The following is a 23089-nucleotide window of genomic DNA, read 5'->3' on the forward strand; positions in this document are numbered from 1 at the left end:
AGTGATAATGACTAAGTAGAAAACCATTACTGGTTGATAAGCCGCACCCTTCCAGGGTGAAATAAATGCATCAGGCGAAAAAAAGGTTGCGCGCTACCGAGCAGATGGTTTAGGTTGATTGACAGAAGTTATGCCACGTATGGCTATATGTATACATCAAGGCTATTTTGATTTGCTCAAAACCGCCCAAACAGAGAAATTATTATGAACTGCGTTCAATTTAATCACCATCATCACCATCATCCTGACTAGTCTTGCAGGCCGATGTGTGCTGGAAGACGGTTAACGAATCTTCCAGGTGGCGGTAGAACGCAATAGAGAAAGCCCTCGGAAGATTATCTTCCGAGGGCTTTTTTGTTGCTCATCATTTTATATGATTAATTAATAGATTGAGGATTTACCATGCTGGATAAAACACGTTTACGCATTGCGATGCAGAAATCAGGCCGCCTGAGTGATGATTGCCATGAATTGTTATCGCGCTGCGGGATTAAAATCAATTTGCAACAACAGCGCCTGATCGCTTTTGCAGAAAATATGCCAATCGATATCCTGCGAGTACGTGATGACGATATCCCAGGACTGGTGATGGATGGGGTGGTTGATCTAGGGATTATTGGCGAAAACGTGCTGGAAGAAGAGTTACTGAGCCGCCGTGCTCAAGGCGAAGACCCCCGTTACTTCACATTACGCCGCCTGGATTTCGGTGGCTGTCGCCTCTCACTGGCAGCATCACTGGATACCGAGTATACCGGCCCGCAATGTCTGCAAAATAAGCGCATCGCCACCTCTTACCCGCACATCTTAAAGCAATACTTAGACAAACAAGGGGTTACCTTTAAATCCTGTTTATTGAACGGTTCCGTTGAAGTAGCACCACGTGCCGGTTTGGCGGATGTTATCTGTGATTTGGTGTCAACCGGTGCCACGCTGGAAGCCAACGGCCTGCGCGAAGTTGAAGTCATTTACCGCTCCAAAGCGTGCCTGATTCAGCGTGATGGCGAAATGCCAGCCGATAAGCAACAACTGATTGATCGCCTGATGACCCGTATTCAAGGTGTGATTCAAGCACGTGAATCCAAATACATCATGATGCATGCACCTAGTGAACGTTTGGACGAAATCATTACGCTGCTACCCGGTGCCGAGCGCCCTACTATTCTGCCATTGGCCGGTGATAAGAGCCGTGTCGCCATGCACATGGTCAGTAGCGAGACGCTGTTCTGGGAAACAATGGAAAAGCTGAAAGCGTTAGGTGCCAGCTCCATTCTGGTATTACCGATTGAAAAAATGATGGAGTAACTGATGCAGCCGACGAATTTCAATACCCTAATCGACTGGCAGCAATGCAGTGAAGAGCAGCAAAAGGCACTGCTTAGCCGCCCGGCAATTAATGCCTCTGACAGAATCACCGCAACCGTCAGCGAAATCCTTGATCGGGTGAAAGCCGAGGGTGATAGTGCCTTGCGTGATTTCAGCCAACGCTTTGATACGGCGCAGGTTGCCGATATCCGCATCAGTAGCGATGAGATAGCTGCCGCTGCCGGGCGCTTGAATGACGACATTAAACAAGCCATGGCGCAAGCGGTACGTAATATTGAAACCTTCCACAACGCGCAGAAAATGCCAGTGGTAGATGTTGAAACTCAGCCGGGCGTGCGCTGCCAGCAAATCACCCGCCCGATTGCCTCCGTCGGCTTGTATATTCCCGGTGGTTCCGCTCCGCTGCTGTCTACCGTACTCATGCTCGGTACCCCAGCACGCATTGCCGGTTGCCATCGGGTCATTTTATGTTCCCCGCCGCCGATTGCCGATGAAATACTGTATGCCGCGCAACTGTGTGGGATTAAAGAAGTGTTCCAGATTGGTGGAGCACAAGCGATTGCGGCCATGGCATTCGGTAGCGAATCAATACCGAAAGTGAACAAGATTTTTGGCCCCGGTAACGCGTATGTCACTGAAGCGAAGCGTCAGGTAAGCCAACGTTTGGATGGTGCTGCAATTGACATGCCGGCTGGCCCGTCAGAAGTGTTGGTTATTGCCGACAGTGGTGCTACACCGGCGTTTATTGCCTCTGATTTGCTGTCTCAAGCGGAGCACGGGCCGGATTCACAAGTGGTATTACTGACCCCGGATGCCGCCATTGCCCAAGCAGTCGCTGTTGAGGTAGAGCAGCAACTTAAATTGTTATCGCGCGCTGATATCGCTCGTCAGGCCCTGGAAAGCAGCCGCTTGATCGTCACCAAAGATTTGCAACAATGTATTGATATCAGTAACCAATACGGCCCAGAACACTTAATTTTGCAAATCCGTCAGCCGGAAGACATTATCGATCAGATTGATAATGCCGGTTCAGTCTTTATGGGTGACTGGTCGCCGGAATCTGCGGGTGATTATGCCTCCGGTACCAACCACGTGTTACCGACTTATGGTTATACCTCAACTTATTCCAGTTTGGGTCTGGCCGATTTTGTTAAGCGAATGACAGTACAGCAATTAACACCGCAGGGCTTGCTGGGTCTGGCTTCGACTATCGAAATTTTAGCGCAAGCCGAACAACTCACCGCCCACAAAAACGCCGTTACCCTACGTGTTGCGGCCTTGACAGCCGCCCAAGAGGAGCAAGCATGAGCCAATCTACCAACGTCACCGATTTGGCCCGTGCCAACGTCCGTGCCCTGACCCCTTATATGTCTGCCCGCCGTTTGGGCGGTAATGGCGATGTATGGCTTAATGCCAACGAATACCCGCTAGCAACCGAATACCAACTTACGACACAAAACTTCAATCGCTATCCAGAATGTCAGCCGAAACAGGTGATTGAGCGTTATGCCGCCTATGCCGGTTTAGAAACTGATCAAGTGTTAGTCAGCCGTGGTGCCGATGAAGGTATTGAGCTGCTGATCCGTGCATTCTGTGAACCAGGTAAGGATGCGATACTCTTCTGCCCGCCAACCTATGGTATGTACGCCGTTAGCGCCGAAACCTTTGGTGTGGAACTGCGTACCGTGCAAACCACCACGGACTGGCAGTTAGATCTACCAGCAATTAAAGAAAACCTGGATCGAGTGAAATTGATCTATGTTTGCAGCCCAAATAACCCAACTGGCAATTTAATCAACCCAGCCTCTCTGCGTGAAGTGCTGGAACTGGCGCAAGGTCGCGCTATCGTGGCTATCGATGAAGCCTATATCGAGTTCTGCCCACAGGCCTCGGTCAGCGGTTGGCTAAAAGATTATCCGAATTTAGTCATTTTGCGCACCTTATCGAAAGCTTTTGCATTGGCCGGTTTACGTTGTGGCTTTACCTTGGCCAACAGCGATATTATCCAATTGTTGCTTAAAGTGATCGCGCCCTATCCGTTATCTACACCGGTGGCCGATATTGCTGCACAAGCGCTCAGCCCACAAGGTCTTGAGCAAATGCGCCAGCGGGTAAACAAAGTACGAACTAACCGTGCATGGTTACAAAGCGCGCTGCAAGACTGTGCCTGTGTTGAGCAGGTATTTACCAGTGAAAGTAACTATTTACTGGCCCGGTTTACCGCCTCCAGCAGCGTGTTCAAAACACTGTGGGATCAAGGCATCATTCTGCGTGACCAAAATAAGCAACCGGGGTTATCCAACTGCCTGCGCATTACGGTAGGCACCCGTCAGGAATGTGAGCGAGTGATTGCCGCCCTTGCTCCCCTGCCCGGTATTGATAGCCCCAATAGCACTAATACCTCCAGCCTCCGTAAGGAAACGATATGAGCCAGAAATTTCTTTTTATTGACAGAGACGGCACCTTGATTGCCGAGCCACCGGAAGACTTTCAGGTTGACCGGCTGGACAAACTGGCGCTGGAGCCAGAAGTGATCCCGGCCTTGCTGGCACTGCAAAAAGCGGATTATCGTTTGGTGATGATCACCAATCAAGATGGCTTAGGTACTCACAGTTTCCCACAGGAAACGTTTGATCCTCCCCATAACCTGATGATGCAAATATTTAGCTCGCAGGGCGTCAATTTCGAGCAAGTGCTAATTTGCCCGCATCTGCCTGCGGATAATTGTACTTGCCGTAAGCCGAAAACCGCGTTGGTAGAAAGTTATCTGGCTGAAGGCGTGATGAACAGTGCCAATAGCTATGTTATCGGCGATCGCGAAACTGACCTGCAATTGGCTCACAATATGGGCATCAGCGGCTTGCGTTATCAGCGTGATGGTTTGAACTGGTCGCAGATTGCCAAGCAGCTAAGCCAGCGAGACCGTCATGCCTATGTTAACCGTGTCACCAAAGAGACGGCCATTGACGTAAATGTGTGGCTCGATCGCGAAGGGGGCAGCAAGATCAAAACCGGCGTGGGCTTCTTCGACCATATGCTGGATCAAATCGCCACTCACGGCGGTTTCCGTATGGATATTCAGGTCAGCGGTGATCTCTACATTGATGACCACCACACCGTAGAAGATACGGCACTGGCACTGGGCGAAGCGATTAACAACGCGCTCGGTGACAAACGCGGTATTGGCCGTTTTGGTTTTGTCTTACCAATGGACGAGTGCCTGGCGCGCTGCGCGCTGGATATTTCTGGCCGCCCGCATCTGGAATACAAAGCGGAATTTAACTACCAGCGCGTGGGTGACCTGAGCACTGAGATGGTTGAGCACTTCTTCCGCTCCCTCTCTTATGCCATGGCCTGTACCCTGCACTTGAAAACCAAAGGCCGTAACGATCACCACCGGGTCGAGAGCCTGTTTAAAGTGTTTGGTCGTACTTTACGTCAGGCGATCCGTGTTGAGGGCAATACCCTGCCAAGTTCCAAAGGAGTGCTGTAATGAATGTGGTGATTCTGGATACGGGGTGCGCCAACCTCTCCTCTGTCACCTATGCGGTGCAGCGTTTGGGGTACGCGCCAGTTATCAGCCGTGACCCTGAGATTGTACTGCGTGCAGATAAGCTTTTCCTGCCAGGTGTCGGTACTGCCCATGCGGCAATGGATCAGTTAAAAGAACGCGAACTTATCGAACTGATTAAGAGCTGTACTCAACCGGTATTGGGTATCTGCCTGGGAATGCAGTTGCTGGCGACCAGCAGCGAGGAGAGTGGCGGTATTGAAACTCTCGGTATTATTGATACGCCGGTAAAACAGATGATGGATTTTGGTTTACCGCTGCCACACATGGGCTGGAATCAGATTACCCCACAGGCGGGTAATCATCTGTTTCGTGGGATCCCGGATGGGACCTATTTCTACTTTGTGCACGGATATGCAATGCCAATATGCCCAGATACCATCGCCCAGGCCAATTACGGCGAGCCATTTACCGCCGCAGTAGAAAAAGACAACTTCTTTGGCGTGCAGTTTCATCCGGAGCGTTCCGGTGCGGCTGGGGCCCAATTGCTGAAAAATTTTCTGGAGATGTGAGCACCATGATTATTCCCGCTTTGGATTTGATCGAAGGCAAGGTAGTGCGTTTGCATCAAGGCGATTACGGCCAGCAGCGTGATTACGGTAATCACCCACTGCCCCGCTTACAGGATTATCAGCAGCAAGGCGCTCAGGTGTTACATCTGGTCGATCTTACCGGGGCCAAAGATCCGGCAGCCCGTCAGATCCCCTTGCTGCGCGAGTTACTGGCCGGTGTAGATGTCCCGGTGCAGGTGGGCGGCGGCATCCGTAACGAACAAGATGTGGTCGCACTGCTGGAAGCCGGTGCAACACGGGTTGTCGTGGGTTCAACAGCCGTTAAGCAGCCAGAAATGGTGCAACAGTGGTTTGAGCGCTATGGCGCTGAAGCCATCGTATTAGCGCTGGATGTCCGAATTAATGAGGCGGGCCGCAAACAGGTGGCTATCAGCGGTTGGCAGGAAAACTCAGATGCTACGCTGGAACAAATCGTCGAACAATACCTGCCGTTTGGCCTAAAACATGTGTTGTGTACTGATATTTCCCGCGATGGCACCCTGAGTGGTTCCAATGTAGAACTGTATCAGGAAGTGTGCCAGCGCTACCCACAAGTGGCATTCCAGGCTTCCGGTGGTATCGGTTGTCTGGATGATATTGCCCGCCTGCGTGGCAGTGGTGTGCAAGGTGTGATTGTGGGCCGCGCGCTATTGGACGGCAAGTTTAACGTGAAGGAGGCGATCGCATGCTGGCAAAACGTATAATCCCTTGTCTGGATGTGAAAGACGGCCAAGTGGTCAAAGGCGTCCAGTTCCGTAATCACGAAATCATCGGCGACATCGTGCCACTGGCGCAGCGTTATGCACAAGAAGGTGCCGACGAGCTGGTGTTTTACGATATTACTGCGTCATCTGACGGCCGTGTGGTCGATAAAAGCTGGGTATCGCGGGTCGCAGAAGTGATTGATATTCCTTTCTGCGTGGCGGGTGGGATTAAAAGCGTTGAAGATGCAGGTCAGATCCTGACCTTCGGTGCCGATAAAATCTCTATCAACTCACCGGCGCTGGCAGATCCGACCTTAATTACCCGTTTGGCCGACCGCTATGGCGTACAATGCATTGTCGTCGGTATTGATACTTGGTATGACGCGGAAAGTGACAGTTATCAGGTTTATCAATTTACTGGCGATGAAAAACGGACCAAAGCCACCACCTGGCAGACCGAGGATTGGATCAAAGAGGTCCAGTTACGTGGAGCCGGTGAGATTGTGCTGAATATGATGAACCAAGATGGTGTGCGCAACGGCTACGATTTACGTCAGTTGAAACAGATGCGGGCCATCTGCCATGTTCCGTTGATAGCCTCTGGCGGTGCAGGTACCCCAGAACACTTCCTTGAGGCTTTCCGTGACACAGATGTCGATGGTGCGCTGGCAGCCTCGGTGTTCCATAAACAAATCATTAATATCGGCGAATTGAAAAAGTATTTGTCTGAACAAGGCGTGGAGATAAGAGTGTGTTAAGCGAACAACAAATTGCCCAACTGGATTGGGATAAAGTCGACAATCTGATGCCAGCCATCGTTCAGCATACCATTTCCGGTGAAGTTCTGATGATGGGGTATATGAATCAGGCAGCACTGACGGTGACACAGCAAACCGGCAAGGTAACCTTTTTCTCTCGCACCAAACAACGTTTGTGGACCAAGGGCGAAAGCTCCGGTAACGTGCTGAATGTAGTTAATATCTATCCCGACTGCGACAATGATACCCTGCTCATTCTGGCTAATCCTATTGGCCCAACCTGTCATTTAGGCAATAACAGTTGCTTCTCCCCGGCGGCCAGCGATTGGGGCTTCTTGTACCAGTTAGAACAGTTATTGGCCTCACGTAAATCAGCCGATCCAGCGAGTTCTTACACCGCCAAGCTATATGCCAGCGGCACTAAGCGTATCGCACAAAAAGTGGGGGAAGAAGGGGTAGAAACCGCCCTCGCCGCAACAGTGAATGACCGTGAAGAGTTGACCAACGAAGCATCGGATTTGATCTATCACCTACTGGTGTTGCTGCAAGACCAAGATTTGAATCTGAGTAAAGTGATTGGACGCCTGCGCGAACGCCACGAGAAGTAATTTTCGAGTTAGCTTTCTTATTGGCATAAAAACGCCCTCGACTTAGCATCGAGGGCGTTTTTATTAGGACAAACTTTTTAAATCAGCGAGCGGGTTACTCCAACCTACCCTACCTAAAGTCACCTCGGCGACACACTTAATTTAATAACTTATCCACCTGAGGCGTCGCGAGCGAAAGGAGTTTGATTGCAGACAGCGCACAGTCACCGGAGCGTACACTCAGTACGTGAGGATGACGAGCACTGCCCAATATCAAAATACGAACGCGCAGTAGCCGTTAACTTAAAGCCACTCAGTGTGGAACACACCTTCTTTATCAATACGCTTATAGGTATGCGCACCGAAATAGTCGCGCTGCGCCTGAATCAAGTTGGCTGGCAGTACGGCTGAACGGTAGCTATCGTAATAATTAATCGCCGCAGAGAATGTTGGTGTTGGGATACCGTTTTGAACTGCATAAGACACTACATCACGCAGTGCTTGCTGGTAATCATCAGCGATCTGCTTGAAGTAAGGTGCCAACAGCAAATTAGCAATATCTGCATTTTCTGCATATGCATCAGTGATTTTTTGCAGGAACTGTGCACGGATAATACAACCCGCACGGAAAATCTTGGCGATCTCACCGTAATGCAAATCCCAGTTATTTTCGTCAGAAGCGGCTTTCAGTTGAGAGAAGCCCTGAGCATAAGAGACGATTTTACCCAGATACAACGCACGACGGATTTTCTCGATAAATTCAGCTTTATCACCGGCAAAAGGCTGCACTTTAGGGCCAGTCAGTACTTTAGAGGCAGCTACGCGCTGATCTTTCAGAGAAGACAAATAGCGGGCAAACACAGACTCAGTGATCAGTGTTAATGGCTCACCCAAATCCAGAGAACTTTGGCTGGTCCATTTACCGGTGCCTTTGTTCGCCGCTTCATCCAGAATCACATCGACCAGATATTTACCGGCTTCGTCTTTTTTGGTGAAGATATCTTTGGTGATATCAATCAGGTAGCTGTTCAGCTCTCCCTTGTTCCACTCAGCAAAGGTGCTAGCCAGCTCTTCATTGCTTAAACCTAAAGACTGTTTCAACAGGGAATAAGCTTCTGCGATCAATTGCATGTCACCGTATTCAATGCCGTTGTGAACCATTTTAACGTAATGGCCGGCACCATCGGCACCGATATACGCCACACAAGCATCACCGTCATCAGCACGGGCAGCAATCTTCTCAAGGATAGGCGCAACCAGTTCGTAGGCTTCTTTCTGGCCACCTGGCATGATAGATGGGCCTTTCAATGCGCCCTCTTCGCCACCGGAAACACCAGTACCGATAAAGTTGAAGCCTTGTGCAGAAAGTTCGCGGTTACGGCGGATGGTGTCTTTGTAATAAGTATTACCACCATCAATCAGAATGTCACCTTTATCCAGATGTGGAGTCAGTGAAGCGATAGTCTTATCAGTGGCTTCACCCGCTTTCACCATCAGCAGGATGCGACGCGGTTTTTCCAATGAATCAACAAACTCTTCCACGGTATAACTCGGCACCAGATTTTTACCTGGGTTCTCGGCAACCACTTCGTCGGTTTTGTCTGATGAACGGTTAAAGATAGAAACGGAATAGCCACGACTTTCGATGTTGAGCGCCAGGTTACGGCCCATCACCGCCATACCGACAACGCCAATCTGTTGTTTGGACATTAAAAAACTCCTGTCTGAAGGATGACACCTGTTACCGGCCTTGAGGCCAACAGGTTTTTGATGTGGGAAACATGTTAACTCAGGATTATGTCAGCTGGGTAGTGATTGGTGCGATAGATAGCACAACTGACCAGTTGCTGTTCGCAATGGTTAATCAGGTGAAACTATCAGATAATCAGAATGGATAGGTGTATTCAAAATTAGTTACCGCAGCAGGAAAAACTGGAATAAAACCGTTCTAGGATTGTACATCGAGTTGGCTTTGTTGAATAATTCGGATTTAGATAAAAGCGCCTCTCGTCACTGACTTCCTCAGGCAATCCGCACACTTTCTGGCATCCCTGCACGCGTCATTTTGTTTAAGGCACGGATCATGGCCATAGTTTCTCCAACCTGCGCATCGTAATCCCTCAACGTAAGATGCCCACCAAACAGCTGTTTTACGCGGTACATCGCCGTTTCGGCCACTGAACGCCGGTTATAAGCCGTGTGCCATTTCCAGTACGCATTGCTCCCAGTAAGCCGTTGCCTCGCCACCGCCTGATTTCTGTCGGCATACTCCACCGGCCAGTAGCCGGCGCGCGTTCGCGGCGGGATAAGCGCCTTAATTTTCTTGCGCCGCAACTCGTCGTGGCACCGCTTTGTGTCATAAGCCCCGTCGGCACAGGCAGCCCTGATTTTCCTGTGCGTCTGACGGATAAGCCCCGGGAATGCCTCTGCATCAGTCACGTTGTTTAGGGACAGGTCAGCGCAGATAATCTCATGCGTATCAGCATCCACCGCCAGGTGCAGTTTCCGCCAGACGCGGCGCTTTTCCTGGCCGTGTTTTTTCACCTTCCACTCACCCTCACCGAAGACTTTTAAGCCGGTGGAATCGATAACCAGATGGGCAATTTCACCGCGTGTTGGGTTTTTGAAAGGGATGCTGACGGATTTAGCCCGCCTGCTGACGCAGGAATAATCCGGGCAACGGAGCGGGAGCTTCATTAGGGTAAAGATGGAGTCAATGAATCCCTGCGCAGCGCGAAGTGTGAGGCGAAAAACGCGTTTGAGCATCAGAACGGTTGAAATGGCCAGCTCAGAATAACGTTGCGGACGACCGCGTAAAGACGTGTTGGGCTCGTCATACCATGCCTGAATGGCCGACTCATCAAGCCAGAATGTCAGTGAGCCCCGATTGACAAGCGCCTTGTTGTAGGTGGCCCAGTTGGTGATTTTGAACTTTTGTTTTGCCACGTGATATCGCTGCAGGATCAGGAGTGTGGTGATCTGATCCTAACTACGGCCAAAAGTTCGATTTATTCAACAACGCCCATCGAGTTATCAATTTTTCTAGATCTACACCTATTAGAACATCTAAAATTAGTTTTACTTTAACCTCAAATACATTAGGACTCTATTTAAAACATGAGAGCTTTTATTAATTCAGACTAAATAGAGAATATATTTAGTCTGAGAGTAAAGTGAGAATACATACTATATTTTATGTATGTAATAAGGAATATTTAGTGTAGATGCTCATCTTTTAATAAACGTGTCAGTGCTATTTGGGGTTGATTTTCAACATCGGCTTGGATAAAAGACAGTAATAATTGAACACCTAACATTACTGGTAATGCTGCTAACATTACTGTACCACTAGTGGCTGGTTGACCTGTAGCCAAAGAACTATACCAAGAAACAAGACCATTAATTGCACCAAAAGAAAAAAACATCACACCAAAAAACAGCTCTAATGATGCAATAGAAAAACCTCTTAAAAAATAATTATAGAAAATTCTTTTAAGAAAGTTATTTATGTTACCTTTAAGGAAAGGAAACATTATTTTTTTTATATTTAAATTAGACACTTCATTCCCATAAACTGCATCCATAGGTATGTCAACAACCTTTGCTCTTATTACATTTAGTCTGAAAAGAATATCTGACTCGAAAAAATATCTCTTACTAATTTTATCTAATGGCAAACGTTTTAGTGCAGTTATCGAAATAGCTGTATATCCATTAGTGGGATCAAATAAATTATAATATCCGGATGAGAATTTAGTAAGAAATGAAAGAACTGCGTTCCCAAAAACTCTAACTTTCGGCATTGACTTCAAAGTATCAATATCATAAAAACGATTTCCTTTTGTGTAATCTGCGTCTCCTCTAGATATTGGAGCTATAAAGTATTTAATAAGATGCGGGTCCATTTGACCATCACCATCTACCTTTACAACAATATCTATGCCGTCTTTTATCGCGGCAGCATAACCAGAAAGTACAGCCCCTCCAACTCCCATATTCGCAGAATTATAAATAACTGACACCCGAATATCTTGTGAATTTTCTTCAACATATTGTCCAGATTTTTCTGGGCAACAATCATCAATAACATAGATTTTATCAACTAAATTATCAATTTTATCAAGTACAGAAAGGATATGCTGTTTTACTTTATAACAAGGAAGTACCACCGCCACTTTAGAAGTGTATATCATGTTCACTCCAATTTGAATAAATAGAAAAATAAAATTACCTAATTAAATTTAATCTAATTTCCACTGTTTTGTATTAGGATTATATGAGCATAGATTTTTTACGTTATGATTCTTAGCATATTCATGAATCCTTTCAGGATAGTTAGAAAACTCAGGACTAGCAAAATTCCAATCAGGCATATTAAATGATGCGATACCATTTACAGTAGGCAAATTAACTAATTCAGCAATCATCATTGCAGTAACATTATGTGAATACATGTTATTTACCCAGTCAGGAAATGTCTTGCTGATCTTATCAGGACTCCAGCCAAGGATATAAAAAGCTTGGCAGTCAGAAGGAGGTGCTGTTGCAACAGTAACTTTTTCAATTTCCTCTTGACGATTAAATACAAGATGCTGAGCACTTAATTCTGAGGCTATAGCTAGCATTGCAATTAAAAATAAATAAATGTTTTTAATTTTTAAAACCGATAAGAAATTCACGGCAATTACTACTATTGGGAAAGCTAAAAAAATCTGATAAGTTGATACAGCATTAAAAGCTTTAGCCCCAGGGACTATGGTATATACAAAGAACCAAAGACTGTGACCGAAAAAATTCATTACGGATAACCATGTAATACTTGTTGTTAAAAAAAGAATAAAAATTACTTTTCCAACAACAGATGTTTTTCTATTTTTAAATATATAGGCTGACGAAAATAAAAATAATAGGAATAGTATCGGGCTAACACCAGTATTATAATACTCACTAGATATAGTATATTGTGGATTAATAAACAACAATATTTTATTATAAACACTCCCAAACAAATAATTATTTATCCCAAGCTGCAGAGCATCATAAACTGGTATAGTATTGTTTAGAACCATATCATATGTTCGTAATTTTACTTCTTGAGATTTAGGATAAAAAACATATAAAAAAGGTATAATTGATAAAATAAACGTAACAAAAACAACAAAAATTGATATGAGTTTATTCCTATCAATTTTTATTTTTGATAAACCATAAATTACATCTTTGTAATTAAAAATTACAAAGAGAGATGAAAAAACCAAAACAAAATATGTCCAAAACCAAGCCATATAAAAACAGGTTAAACACCATGCTCCATACATAATCCCAAAAGAGATACCATACCATCTAAATAACTTATTATTATTTATCAATAAGTTATTTATTGTTTTATAAATAAGGTACGAGAGCAGTGGAGCTAAAGCTACAGTAGCTAATTGAAGCCGTGAATTATGACTTACCATAGCATTATTTATAGTAAATAAAATGGATCCAAGCAAAGCCCAGCCAACAGGAATATGAAATATTTTTCTAAGAAAGAAAAATATTGATATAAAACCAACAAACTTCAAAGTAACACTCGATAACTCTGAAGCAAGGAATGGCTCTATCCCAATGAACCTAAATACTGAATAAAAGATGGCCACGATAAAATAAGCATCAGTTTGCGCTATAGTATTTTTATAAGGATAATAGTAATTAGTCTCTGCCCAATGAGATAGCCCTTTAAATACATTATACCAATGTTCAAGTATAGATGAAGAAATCACATAATCATATGAATCTCCAGAAATAAATGTAAAACCATTAAGTATCTGCCCCCGATAAATAACCAACATAGTTGCCACACAACAACTAATAAAAAAAATAATTGAGTTTTTATTTTTTCCATGTATCATAAATCAACCTTTCCTTTCAAATTCAGATGCAATTTCGGATCACTACACATATATCCATCTCTTACTTGTGATATAACCAATGAAAGCGATTATAGGTAAGGAGATTATTTTTCCATATATAACATCACTAAAATAAAAAACTGAAATAAATATAATAAACACTGTTATCCAATAGTTAACGAAAACAACTACAAGGTATTTCAAAATCTTTGAAATAGCCATTGATGTCTTAAAAGTAAAAATGCTATGCAGTATATAGTTAACTATCAAGCCTGATATATAACCAATCAGCGTTGATTCCATTATACCGCTGTAATAATACATAGAAATTTTTAGCATTACTATATCAACCAAGGCCGAAATGACACCAATTGATATATAGATAAAAAATTGCTTGGTAAAAATCATATCGTAATTTTCTTATGTGTAAATTTAATATTTTAATTAAAATATTGCCATAAATAAAAATTTTAATCATCCATCACTACTTAGATAAATTTAACAATACGACTTCAATAGCCAAAATACTTCTTTTGCAGAATATAACTAAATAGATATTTTAACTGATTTATTTCTATATTTTCAACTTCTCAAAGTAACTCAAAGGCTATAAATAATGTCATAAACACCAACCAAATATAAATATTGATTAGTGTCGATAAAAAATATTTTGACTGCAGAAGGTAGCATACTCAAAGATGTTTAAACTAGACAGTTTCCAATGACTACTCGATTATCATTCAATGATACCGAACCTAGCTACCCATAAACTCTTTCAACCAGGCTTTAAATTCTGCACCTTGCTTTGGATGGCGCAGACCGTAGGCGACATAAGCCTGCATATATCCGAGCTTCTCACCACAGTTATAGGATTGACCGGTTAAAGCGACGGCATCTACCTGTTTCTCAGCGGCTAATGCATCAATAGCATCAGTCAGTTGGATACGACCCCAAGCACCAGGCTTGGTTTTTTCCAGCATTGGCCAAATATCAGCAGACAAAACATAACGCCCTACAGCCGACAGATTGGATTTGAGGTCAGCCGGGCTTTGCGGTTTCTCAACCATCGCGTTAATCCGGCTACTTTCACCAGGTGCTAAATCTGACACTTCACAGGAGATAACCGAGTAGTTGGATAATGCTTCAGGTTCTACGGCATGCACCAATACCTGGCTGGTACCAGATTCTTCAAATCGTTTAACTAACTGAGCCAAATTATCACGGGTTAAATCCGACTTGGCGTCATCAATCAAGACATCCGGCAACAATACTGCAAAGGGTGAGTCACCCACTAGCGGTTTGGCACATAACACCGCATGCCCCAAACCTTCAGGATGCCCTTGACGGATATGCATGATAGTCACACCCGGTGGACAGATAGATTGTACCTCATCCAATAGCTGACGTTTCACACGCGCTTCCAGCATGGCTTCCAGCTCATAAGACGTATCGAAATGGTTTTCTACCGCATTTTTCGAAGAATGGGTTATCAGAATGATTTCTTTAATACCAGCAGCAACACATTCGTTCACCACATATTGGATCAATGGTTTATCGACAATAGGCAGCATTTCTTTTGGAATGGCTTTAGTCGCGGGAAGCATTCGCATACCTAAACCGGCAACTGGGATCACTGCTTTCAATTTGGTCATAATTAACCTACTGATTTCTTGAAGCGAATTTAAAATCTATTCCTACTCAGCCGCTAAGCTGAAGTTAGTCAATTTGCTGTTTCAGCCAGGCGGTAAAGCTCTCGCCCTCGGTGTTATGGCGCACGCCATAAGTGACGAAGGCTTTCATATAACCCAATTTGTCCCCGCAGTCGTGCGATTTACCGGTCATATGAAAAGCCTCTACATCCTCTTGCTCCATTAACATCGCAATGGCATCAGTAAGCTGAATTTCATCACCCGCCCCGCGTGGCGTTTTCTTCAACAGCGGCCAAATGTCTTTTGACAATACATAACGCCCAACCACGGCAAGATTAGAAGGCGCATCAGCAAGTGAGGGCTTCTCTACCACTGCCGTCATTAGGGTACTTTCACCCGGAGACAAAGCTACATGATCACAATCAGCAATACCGTACTTGGAAACATCAGCTTTAGGCACCGGCTCCACCATGATCTGGCTACGCCCGGTCTCTTCAAAGCGCTTAATCATACTAGCAAGATTTTCTTTAGATAAATCTGCTGTTGAATCATCAAGTAAAACGTCTGGTAGCAGCACAATAAATGGGTTATCACCCACCATCGGTTGGGCACACAATACCGCATGCCCCAAGCCCTTGGCATGGCCTTGGCGCACTTGCATGATAGTGACATCCGGCGGGCAGATATTTTTAATCTCTTGCAATAGCTGCCGCTTAACACGTGATTCCAGTGCAGCTTCCAGCTCAAATGATGTATCAAAATGGTTTTCTATCGCATTTTTAGAGGAATGGCTGACCAGCACTATCTCTTTTACTCCGGCGGCCACACATTCATTAACGATATATTGGATCAGAGGCTTATCCACCACCGGCAGCATTTCCTTTGGGATCGCTTTAGTCGCTGGCAGCATTCGGGTACCAAGCCCGGCAACAGGAATGACCGCTTTTAAACACTTCATTACTATGACCTCTTCAACTTTGGACAGCAAAACTTACAGGATTAACTCTATAATAATTAGTCAAATAATCTATGATTACTCATTATTCCTTTAACTTTGTACAAGCTTACATCAGAACGTCTTTGATTACATTCTTAAATGTAGCAATAATAATTTCAACAAGTTATAGATTAATATCTTAGCCAAATCAAAATAGTAATAATGTCTTAGACTTTCTAGCAATAATGCTTACTTATCGATAATTTCATTATATAAGTCTATATAACTCGAAACCATTTTCTCGGAGGTAAAATTTTCTAAATAGCGATTTCGGGCATTTCGGCCAAACTTTTCTGATAACTCAATATCATCCCATAACTGATCCATCGCAGTTCTCAACGCGACAGGATCCGATGGGGGAACAACTAATCCAGTCTGTTGATCAATATTTATAAATGTCGTACCTGTACCAATCTCACTCGAAATTAGAGGCTTACCATACATCGCGCCCTCTAATAAGGTGATACCAAAAGCCTCAGAACGCAAATGTGATGGAAAGACTACGGCATAACAAAGTGATAGTAATGAAGCTTTATCTTCGTCAGATACGGCACCAAGAAAATAGATATTATGTATATCTAATTTTTCCGCCTGTTTTTTTAACTCTGATTCAATTGGGCCAGCTCCGACAATCACAATCGGATAAGATGAATTTTTAGCTGCTTCGATTAGAATGTGAAGACCTTTATAATAACGAAAGGCACCAATAAACAGAAAAAAACGTGTTCCGAATTTATTTTTCCAGAAATCAATGCGTTCAGAGAGTGGCGTTGGATATGAATCCTCATCTAAACCGTAAGGTATCACACTTACTTTTCGAGAGAATTTCTTTAAAGTTACACTTGTGGCAACATAATTTGGCGATGCAGCAACAATCCGGGAAACACTACCAAGAAATAGATTCATCAATGGTGTATATATCTTTAAAATATTTTTTTGCTTAACAATATCAGAATGATAACTAACAACCGTTGGTTTATTAATACCAGATATAAAGTGAACCATATCCATAAAAGGAAACGGAAAATGATAATGAATAATGTCAGCCTGCTGCGCCAATTTTTTGAAATCTTTAATCGCTTGAAAAGAAAAAGGAGTTGAGGCCGCTTCAAAATTTACAGGTGAACAATATACGGTATGTGTTCCTATTTTTTTATTTATAATACCACCTCGTTTACTTAAAGAAAGCACTGTAGAATCAATACCTTTACTCGCTCCACCTTCACATAATTGAAAAATAACCTGTTCAATACCGCCGAAAGAATCTGGGTAATATGTTTTATAAAAATGCAGTACTTTTAGCATTATATTATTATACCTGCTTATAGGCTTTAATTGTTTCCTGAGTGCACCGTTTCCAGGAGAATGTACTAGCTCTGGCGAGCCCTGCTGCTATCGCCTTATTTCGCCATCCTTCATCCTGCAGACTTTTAACGATAGCGGTAGTCAGCCCCTCAACATCCAAGGCATCGCACATTAGACCCGACTCACCTATGACCTCAGGCAATGATGCCGCATTTGAACAAACGACAGGGATACCTGATGCCATAGCCTCAAGAACGGGTAAGCCAAACCCCTCATATAATGAAGGAAATAGAAATGTCCTTGCACCAGAAAAAAGCAAAGGAAGATCATCCGAACTTAAATAACCAAGGTATAGTAACCAGCCTTGTTGTGTGGCTAATTCAAAACGGCGATGTAATGACTCACTGTTCCATCCAGAGAAGCCACATATTACCAAGGGATACCGAGAGCGAAGATCCAAAGGCATGCGTTCATAAACATCAAGTAAGGTTGCAATATTTTTTCTTGGTTCGATAGTACCGGTAAATAATGTGTATTGTCCTGCAACCAAGTTCAATCGGGTCATTAAATTTTGCAGAGACACATACTCTCGTGGATAAAATTCACCACTACTGGCTAACGGCGCTGAAACTATTTTTTCAATAGGGTAATCAAAATACTCGGCTAACTCTTTACGAGTAAATTCAGAGTCAGTAATTAAGACTTTCGCCCTTTTTATCGTGAGTAATAATTCTTTTTGCATATATCGTACACGATTTTCTGGATGGCACTGTGGCCATTTAAAAATCGAAAGATCATGGAAAGTTGAGACAGCATTATCAACTCGCGGGGGTAAATAAAAATTGGTGCTATGGTAAATAAAACCCTGGTAAGGTTTTAATGCCAAACTTTTTAGCCACGGAGCAGAAAGCCGATACAACTCACTCGCAATTGCACTATTTTTTACCGCAGTTTTTAACCCTGAAGTAGCACTCGACTCAGCCTTAACAGCAGGCAAATCCCGAGATATTTTTCTACCCTGTAAAAACAACAGATCTGAGATATCGTCATTGTTTTGCAGCTCTCGGGCTAACTCATATGTGTAGCGGCCAATACCCGTCAGTGGGTATTTAATAGAGTCAATAGAAAAAACCACTCTCATTATTTTCTTTCCAGCATCCAACGTAGTGTTTGCTCTAATGGCGGCGTATTCCATCCATCAACAATACTTTGTAATTTGCTCGCATCACCGCATAACGTTTTTACTTCATTAGCACGAATAAAAGCTGGATTAACGCGAATTGATAGACTGTGTGAGGTTATTTCTTCGCATATGCTAATTACTTCACGTAATGAATAGGTTCTACCAGAGCAGACGTTAACAATCTCGCCAATAGGTTTGGCTGTTAGTAGGCCTAAATATGCTTTTACTAATGCTCTAACATCCGTAAAGTCACGCCATACGTCTAAATTGCCTAACTCTATTTCGTCGGCTTTACGTTTGAAGTGAGAAACTATTTTAGGCAATAAGAAATTATTTGATTGCCCAACACCGGTATAGTTAAAGGGACGAACAATGATAATCGGTAATTTTTCAGACCATAATTTAGCCATATATTCCATGGCTAACTTGCTGACGGCATAATCATTAGCAGGATTCACCACAGCTGTTTCACTCAACATACCAGCTTGGGTGTTACCATAAACATTAGCACTGCTGGCAAGCAAAACTGCGTCTATAGTATCGGCAACACTACTCAATGCGGCCAATAAATTCCTGGTACCAACAACATTGACATCATAAAAAGCGCCAGGATCTCCGTGCCCGACAAATGCAATTGCAGCAAGGTGAATAACAAGATCCGGTCTCACCTGCTCAATAATAGAAGTAAGCCCGTTAGCATCAAGTAAATCCACTTGAAAATAATCAGGCTCATTTGAAGGCTGTGAACCTAAACCAAATACCCGGTAGCCGGCAGCGGATAACTCCGCTGCCATATAATGGCCCGTAAATCCCTGAATACCGGTGATCAGGGCACGTTTGCCATTCATTACCATCAGAATGAGAAACCTTGTTGATTACGACGGAGATCTTCTTCCACCATCATCTGGCAAAGTTCTTCTAATGTAGTTTTAGGCTCCCAACCAAGTATATCCTTGGCTTTTTGAGGGTTACCAATTAACAATTCAACTTCAGCAGGGCGGTAGAACTTCGGATTAACTTTAACTAAAGTATTTCCTGTTTCAATGTCGATCCCAACTTCATTGTCATCTTTACCCTCAAATCGCAAATTGAAACCTGCAGCTTTAAATGCCATAGATACGAAATCACGTACAGTCTCGGTACGGTTGGTCGCCAGAACAAAAGTATCAGGAACATCTGCTTGCAGCATACGCCACATGCCTTCTACATATTCTTTTGCAAAACCCCAGTCACGTTTGGCATCCATATTCCCTAATTCAAGAATATCCAGTTTACCTAATTTAATTTTTGCGACTGAATCTGTAATTTTACGGGTAACAAACTCACGTCCACGCAGAGGAGACTCATGATTAAAGAGAATACCACTACAACCAAAAATACCGTAACTCTCGCGATAGTTGATTGTCATCCAGTGCGCGTATAACTTAGCTACACCATAAGGACTACGTGGATAGAATGGAGTCTCTTCGATTTGTGGTATAGCTTGAACTTTTCCGAACATTTCAGAAGTAGATGCCTGATAAAAACGAATTTTAGTATTAACAATACGAATGGCTTCTAATAAGTTCAGTGGACCAATACCTGTAATTTCCGCCGTTGTTACAGGTTGATCGAAAGAAACACCAACAAAACTTTGAGCAGCAAGGTTATAAACTTCCGTTGCTTGTGTTGATTGCAACAAACGGATGCTAGCAGAAAGATCAGTGAGGTCATATTCGACTAAATGGAGATTAGGATGTTTGTCGATACCTAATTCTTCAATACGCCAGAAGTTTACAGAACTGGTACGGCGATAAGTGCCATAAACTTTATAGCCTTTTTCAAGTAACAATTCAGCCAGATATGCACCATCTTGACCTGTAATACCGGTAATTACTGCAGTTTTCATTCTAACCTCTGTTTTATTTATTAATAGCTTTTACTTGTTCAAAAATAGTCTCGGCAGATAAACTCCAAGAGTTAACTTTATAATAATTCCTTATACTGTACTCTTTATCCACAAGTAATTCTTTGTTATAAATATACTTCTTAAGCGCTTCAGTCCAACCAACAACATCCCAAGGAGATATATACTCAATAAAGTCTCCTCCAGCTTCTGGTATAGAGGCTGCATTTGAAGCTAAGCAAAATTTTCCATATGCTAGACTTTCAGATACAGGTAGTCCCCAGCCTTCATACAACGACGGATATACACTGAAGAGGCTGTTTCTATACAAAAGTGAGAGCATGCTATCTTCAATATTATTGAAAATTTTAATTTTATCTTTTACTCTAGGGTCAAGAGCAATATCTTGAAGAAAATCATGAACTCCCCAACCGGGCATACCTACAAATACGAGTATAGGTAAATTCTCACACTTTTCCTCTATTAGATTGATATATGCCTTATATAAAACTTCATGATTTTTTCTTCTTTCAACTGTTGACACAAAAAGAATATATTCACTATGTTTAAGATCAGCTGGTAATTCCACTACTTCATTATTTTTCAAATTAGGGAAATCACATCCCAATTGTATAACATTTAATTCAGGAATTGGTGTACCCATTTCAACTAAAAGTTCACGGAGATCTTTTCTGGAACAGTCTGAGATACATAATATTTTATCAGCACACCACGCCACATTTGAAAAATAATGCCTAAAGGCAGCTGAAACATTACCGACACAAAGGTGAGGCAGTTTCACTGGAATTACGTCATAGCAAAATAATATAACGTTTAAAGAAAACTCTTTTTTAAGAGAATATAAATAGGTTAAGTCTTTCTGATCCCAATCCAGTCCTAAGGATAAATAAATATCATTCGCTGCAAAAGGAGAATCCCTTTCTAATTTATTGGCTTTAGCTTTTACATGAGAAGAATTTTTTTCATGTTTAGCGAAGAGTTCTTTTAGACCAGCCTTCAGGTGCCTTGCACTACCAAGAAAATATCCAAAAGCACTTTTTTTTCTGACAAGAAACGAATGTAAAGAAGATGAAATAGAACGAGGTAGTTTGGAGTTATACTTCAAAAACAAAGTCTTTAGCCTCTGTTCAAATCCTATTTTAGATGCATCGTCAATTAATATTGATTTTTTTTGATATTTAGAAAAATTAGCAAAATAGGAGTTTACAGTATCCCGACTAACTTCATAATACCCGACGAGAGGATCATATACACAGAATTTTATATCATCATCAGTTTGTCCAATAGCATATTTTGCACATTCAGCTTCGACTCTAATTATTCCAACAGCAGGACGATTCCATTTACTAATAGTAGTAACGTCCATCCAGATAGATGACATTTATTTTCCCTCAATTACTTTTTTTACAGTTTGTGGAATAATCTGAAGGCAATGTTCCCAAAGTAAATCATCTAGGTTATTCGGCTCTTCAGTTGTAGTGCATTGCGATTTATCGTTTAAGATAGACCTGATAGATGAAGTAAAATCCTGACTATTATGACAAATTTTTATTTTATCAAGATCTTTATAACGTTCATAGCCTCTTAATGCTGTTTCAGTGGCAATAACATATTTTTTCGAAAAAATTGCTTCTGCAGTTTTGATATTAGATCCACCACCATGTGGAATTGGCAAAAGAAAAGCCGTTGCAAGTTCCTTTACTGCAGCCAAATCTTCATCTGAGAGCATATAAAGTAACTGAAGCCTACTTTTATTTATACTATTGTAATCAGTATCAACTAATTGACCGTAAAGACTTTCGCACACACTGCCAACAACGACAAGTTTGGAGTCTGGAGGTATACAAGCTAAAGAATCACCGATACAGGCTTTAAAACCCGTAAAGTTAGGGGGGTGTCCGCTAGCCACATACAAAATCCAAGGGACCATTGGTAATTGACTTCGCCAATAATCTAGTCGATCCTTTGCCGCTGTCCATTTTGAAATTCCATTTCTGGCAAGAATTACATTCTGTGCACCATAAGTAGATAATACATCTGAATCACTTTCTGTTACAGCACATACAATATCAGCTTGTTGAGCTGCACTAATTTCTAATTCTTTTATTTTTTGGATAATAGATTCAGCTTCGATGATTGAATAACTTTCTAAAATATCTTTTTTAAGTATCCATTCAATATTTTGTGAACCATATATTAATATAGGCCTTCTAACAAAAAATTCACTAATTAATCGCTCAGTCAAAGGCCATAACCAAGGCTGCTCAACATGTATAACATCAATATCTTTAGGTATTATTTTTATCAGTTTATCAAAAAAATCCCTATCTTTAGATACATATTCGCCACATTGAAGGTCAGTAATAAGTGGAACTAATTTTCCATCAAATTTCCTATAAGGTGAATTAAAATCAAAAGGTAGATCATGAGAATCAACATCACTTTTAGGATAGTTTTCAGGCTCGTATAAAGCAAAATTTATTATGTCAAAACCATTACTTTCATATACCTTTTTAATATTAGCTAATCTTATTTGCCCCCCATGCCGTGGTTTGACTAACGGATATGTACTTAACAAAAGCACCTTACTTTTCATATTTACCTTCAAATAATAACTTATTTTAATGAGGATACTCATTTCAAAAAAAAAGAACCATTTTG

General features: G+C 42.5%; 22 protein-coding genes and 1 other annotated feature. Of the genes, 9 read left to right on the forward strand and 13 right to left on the reverse strand.

From position 1 onward, the window contains the following. The first annotated feature begins 204 nt into the window (after window positions 1-204). From hisL to hisIE, 9 genes are all read left to right on the forward strand, one after another. Window positions 205-252, forward strand: coding sequence for a his operon leader peptide (gene hisL, locus V2A84_RS11370; RefSeq protein WP_105877057.1), 48 nt, complete (start codon window positions 205-207; stop codon window positions 250-252). Continuing rightward, window positions 228-358, forward strand: a sequence feature (His leader region). Its footprint overlaps the gene before it by 25 nt. A gap of 44 nt (window positions 359-402) precedes the next feature. Further along, window positions 403-1302: an ATP phosphoribosyltransferase gene (gene hisG, locus V2A84_RS11375; RefSeq protein ID WP_004388789.1), complete on the forward strand. Its 900-nt coding sequence runs from the start codon at window positions 403-405 to the stop codon at window positions 1300-1302. 3 nt (window positions 1303-1305) lie between these two features. Further along, a complete protein-coding gene (hisD, locus tag V2A84_RS11380) occupies window positions 1306-2631 on the forward strand; it encodes a histidinol dehydrogenase (protein ID WP_083159330.1) in 1326 nt (441 codons plus the stop codon). Next, entirely contained in the window at window positions 2628-3752 is a 1125-nt protein-coding gene (hisC, locus tag V2A84_RS11385; protein WP_083159331.1) for a histidinol-phosphate transaminase, read from the forward strand. The genes hisD and hisC overlap by 4 nt, the downstream gene beginning before the upstream one ends. Continuing rightward, complete coding sequence (hisB, locus tag V2A84_RS11390) at window positions 3749-4816, forward strand: bifunctional histidinol-phosphatase/imidazoleglycerol-phosphate dehydratase HisB (RefSeq protein ID WP_083159332.1); 1068 nt, start codon at window positions 3749-3751, stop codon at window positions 4814-4816. The genes hisC and hisB overlap by 4 nt, the downstream gene beginning before the upstream one ends. Then, entirely contained in the window at window positions 4816-5406 is a 591-nt protein-coding gene (gene hisH, locus V2A84_RS11395) for an imidazole glycerol phosphate synthase subunit HisH (RefSeq protein WP_032906852.1), read from the forward strand. Before hisB ends, hisH begins: the two co-directional genes overlap by 1 nt. Before the next feature lie 5 nt (window positions 5407-5411). Then, window positions 5412-6149 (forward strand): 1-(5-phosphoribosyl)-5-[(5-phosphoribosylamino)methylideneamino]imidazole-4-carboxamide isomerase, encoded by a 738-nt coding sequence (gene hisA / locus V2A84_RS11400; RefSeq protein WP_005187731.1) that lies wholly within the window; start codon window positions 5412-5414, stop codon window positions 6147-6149. After that, the gene (gene hisF, locus V2A84_RS11405) at window positions 6131-6907 is read left to right on the forward strand and encodes an imidazole glycerol phosphate synthase subunit HisF (protein WP_083159333.1); all 777 of its coding nucleotides are present in this window, start codon (window positions 6131-6133) and stop codon (window positions 6905-6907) included. Before hisA ends, hisF begins: the two co-directional genes overlap by 19 nt. Continuing rightward, window positions 6901-7515: a bifunctional phosphoribosyl-AMP cyclohydrolase/phosphoribosyl-ATP diphosphatase HisIE gene (hisIE, locus tag V2A84_RS11410; protein WP_083159334.1), complete on the forward strand. Its 615-nt coding sequence runs from the start codon at window positions 6901-6903 to the stop codon at window positions 7513-7515. Before hisF ends, hisIE begins: the two co-directional genes overlap by 7 nt. Window positions 7516-7797: 282 nt before the next feature. Here the strand turns inward: hisIE and gndA are convergent, their stop codons facing one another. The 13 genes from gndA to V2A84_RS11475 all read right to left on the reverse strand — a co-directional run bounded on the left by gndA (window position 7798) and on the right by V2A84_RS11475 (window position 23024). After that, on the reverse strand, window positions 7798-9204 hold the full coding sequence (gene gndA, locus V2A84_RS11415; protein ID WP_083159335.1) for an NADP-dependent phosphogluconate dehydrogenase: 1407 nt from the start codon (window positions 9202-9204) through the stop codon (window positions 7798-7800). Between the two features lie 312 nt (window positions 9205-9516). After that, window positions 9517-10440: an IS5 family transposase gene (locus V2A84_RS11420; protein ID WP_226717630.1), complete on the reverse strand. Its 924-nt coding sequence runs from the start codon at window positions 10438-10440 to the stop codon at window positions 9517-9519. A 269-nt stretch (window positions 10441-10709) separates the two neighbouring features. After that, the gene (locus tag V2A84_RS11425) at window positions 10710-11687 is read right to left on the reverse strand and encodes a glycosyltransferase family 2 protein (RefSeq protein WP_083159336.1); all 978 of its coding nucleotides are present in this window, start codon (window positions 11685-11687) and stop codon (window positions 10710-10712) included. A gap of 48 nt (window positions 11688-11735) precedes the next feature. Continuing rightward, a complete protein-coding gene (locus V2A84_RS11430) occupies window positions 11736-13388 on the reverse strand; it encodes a hypothetical protein (RefSeq protein ID WP_442848857.1) in 1653 nt (550 codons plus the stop codon). A 42-nt stretch (window positions 13389-13430) separates the two neighbouring features. After that, a complete protein-coding gene (locus V2A84_RS11435) occupies window positions 13431-13796 on the reverse strand; it encodes a GtrA family protein (protein WP_083159338.1) in 366 nt (121 codons plus the stop codon). 347 nt (window positions 13797-14143) lie between these two features. Next, window positions 14144-15040: a UTP--glucose-1-phosphate uridylyltransferase GalU gene (galU, locus tag V2A84_RS11440; protein WP_083159339.1), complete on the reverse strand. Its 897-nt coding sequence runs from the start codon at window positions 15038-15040 to the stop codon at window positions 14144-14146. Between the two features lie 64 nt (window positions 15041-15104). Then, complete coding sequence (gene galU, locus V2A84_RS11445) at window positions 15105-15995, reverse strand: UTP--glucose-1-phosphate uridylyltransferase GalU (protein WP_083159340.1); 891 nt, start codon at window positions 15993-15995, stop codon at window positions 15105-15107. A 228-nt stretch (window positions 15996-16223) separates the two neighbouring features. Next, the gene (locus V2A84_RS11450) at window positions 16224-17339 is read right to left on the reverse strand and encodes a glycosyltransferase family 4 protein (RefSeq protein WP_083159341.1); all 1116 of its coding nucleotides are present in this window, start codon (window positions 17337-17339) and stop codon (window positions 16224-16226) included. Between the two features lie 7 nt (window positions 17340-17346). Continuing rightward, window positions 17347-18480 carry a glycosyltransferase family 4 protein gene (locus V2A84_RS11455; RefSeq protein ID WP_083159342.1) on the reverse strand — a complete coding sequence of 378 codons (1134 nt, stop codon included), beginning with the start codon at window positions 18478-18480 and terminating at the stop codon, window positions 17347-17349. Next, window positions 18480-19370: a GDP-mannose 4,6-dehydratase gene (locus V2A84_RS11460; RefSeq protein WP_442848348.1), complete on the reverse strand. Its 891-nt coding sequence runs from the start codon at window positions 19368-19370 to the stop codon at window positions 18480-18482. Before V2A84_RS11460 ends, V2A84_RS11455 begins: the two co-directional genes overlap by 1 nt. Before the next feature lie 5 nt (window positions 19371-19375). Next, complete coding sequence (gene gmd, locus V2A84_RS11465) at window positions 19376-20410, reverse strand: GDP-mannose 4,6-dehydratase (RefSeq protein WP_083159344.1); 1035 nt, start codon at window positions 20408-20410, stop codon at window positions 19376-19378. Window positions 20411-20423: 13 nt separating this feature from the next. Beyond that, the gene (locus V2A84_RS11470; RefSeq protein ID WP_083159345.1) at window positions 20424-21809 is read right to left on the reverse strand and encodes a glycosyltransferase family 4 protein; all 1386 of its coding nucleotides are present in this window, start codon (window positions 21807-21809) and stop codon (window positions 20424-20426) included. Further along, window positions 21810-23024, reverse strand: coding sequence for a glycosyltransferase family 1 protein (locus tag V2A84_RS11475; RefSeq protein WP_083159346.1), 1215 nt, complete (start codon window positions 23022-23024; stop codon window positions 21810-21812). Window positions 23025-23089 lie beyond the last annotated feature (65 nt).

Source organism: Yersinia sp. 2553 StPb PI (genome assembly GCF_052217105.1).
In the GTDB taxonomy this organism is placed as follows: domain Bacteria; phylum Pseudomonadota; class Gammaproteobacteria; order Enterobacterales; family Enterobacteriaceae; genus Yersinia; species Yersinia enterocolitica_E.

What these genes read in the sequence shown, in the direction of transcription:
- hisB (WP_083159332.1), top strand. Translation starts at nt 3,749, where the DNA reads ATGAGCCAGAAATTTCTTTTTATTGACAGAGACGGCACCTTGATTGCC.
- galU (WP_083159339.1), bottom strand. Translation starts at nt 15,040, where the DNA reads ATGACCAAATTGAAAGCAGTGATCCCAGTTGCCGGTTTAGGTATGCGA.
- hisG (WP_004388789.1), top strand. Translation starts at nt 403, where the DNA reads ATGCTGGATAAAACACGTTTACGCATTGCGATGCAGAAATCAGGCCGC.
- hisF (WP_083159333.1), top strand. Translation starts at nt 6,131, where the DNA reads ATGCTGGCAAAACGTATAATCCCTTGTCTGGATGTGAAAGACGGCCAA.
- hisA (WP_005187731.1), top strand. Translation starts at nt 5,412, where the DNA reads ATGATTATTCCCGCTTTGGATTTGATCGAAGGCAAGGTAGTGCGTTTG.
- galU (WP_083159340.1), bottom strand. Translation starts at nt 15,995, where the DNA reads ATGAAGTGTTTAAAAGCGGTCATTCCTGTTGCCGGGCTTGGTACCCGA.
- hisH (WP_032906852.1), top strand. Translation starts at nt 4,816, where the DNA reads ATGAATGTGGTGATTCTGGATACGGGGTGCGCCAACCTCTCCTCTGTC.
- V2A84_RS11430 (WP_442848857.1), bottom strand. Translation starts at nt 13,388, where the DNA reads ATGATACATGGAAAAAATAAAAACTCAATTATTTTTTTTATTAGTTGT.
- V2A84_RS11455 (WP_083159342.1), bottom strand. Translation starts at nt 18,480, where the DNA reads ATGAGAGTGGTTTTTTCTATTGACTCTATTAAATACCCACTGACGGGT.
- hisC (WP_083159331.1), top strand. Translation starts at nt 2,628, where the DNA reads ATGAGCCAATCTACCAACGTCACCGATTTGGCCCGTGCCAACGTCCGT.
- V2A84_RS11460 (WP_442848348.1), bottom strand. Translation starts at nt 19,370, where the DNA reads ATGAATGGCAAACGTGCCCTGATCACCGGTATTCAGGGATTTACGGGC.
- gmd (WP_083159344.1), bottom strand. Translation starts at nt 20,410, where the DNA reads ATGAAAACTGCAGTAATTACCGGTATTACAGGTCAAGATGGTGCATAT.
- V2A84_RS11425 (WP_083159336.1), bottom strand. Translation starts at nt 11,687, where the DNA reads ATGATATACACTTCTAAAGTGGCGGTGGTACTTCCTTGTTATAAAGTA.
- V2A84_RS11470 (WP_083159345.1), bottom strand. Translation starts at nt 21,809, where the DNA reads ATGTCATCTATCTGGATGGACGTTACTACTATTAGTAAATGGAATCGT.
- V2A84_RS11435 (WP_083159338.1), bottom strand. Translation starts at nt 13,796, where the DNA reads ATGATTTTTACCAAGCAATTTTTTATCTATATATCAATTGGTGTCATT.
- gndA (WP_083159335.1), bottom strand. Translation starts at nt 9,204, where the DNA reads ATGTCCAAACAACAGATTGGCGTTGTCGGTATGGCGGTGATGGGCCGT.
- V2A84_RS11475 (WP_083159346.1), bottom strand. Translation starts at nt 23,024, where the DNA reads ATGAAAAGTAAGGTGCTTTTGTTAAGTACATATCCGTTAGTCAAACCA.
- hisD (WP_083159330.1), top strand. Translation starts at nt 1,306, where the DNA reads ATGCAGCCGACGAATTTCAATACCCTAATCGACTGGCAGCAATGCAGT.
- V2A84_RS11450 (WP_083159341.1), bottom strand. Translation starts at nt 17,339, where the DNA reads ATGCTAAAAGTACTGCATTTTTATAAAACATATTACCCAGATTCTTTC.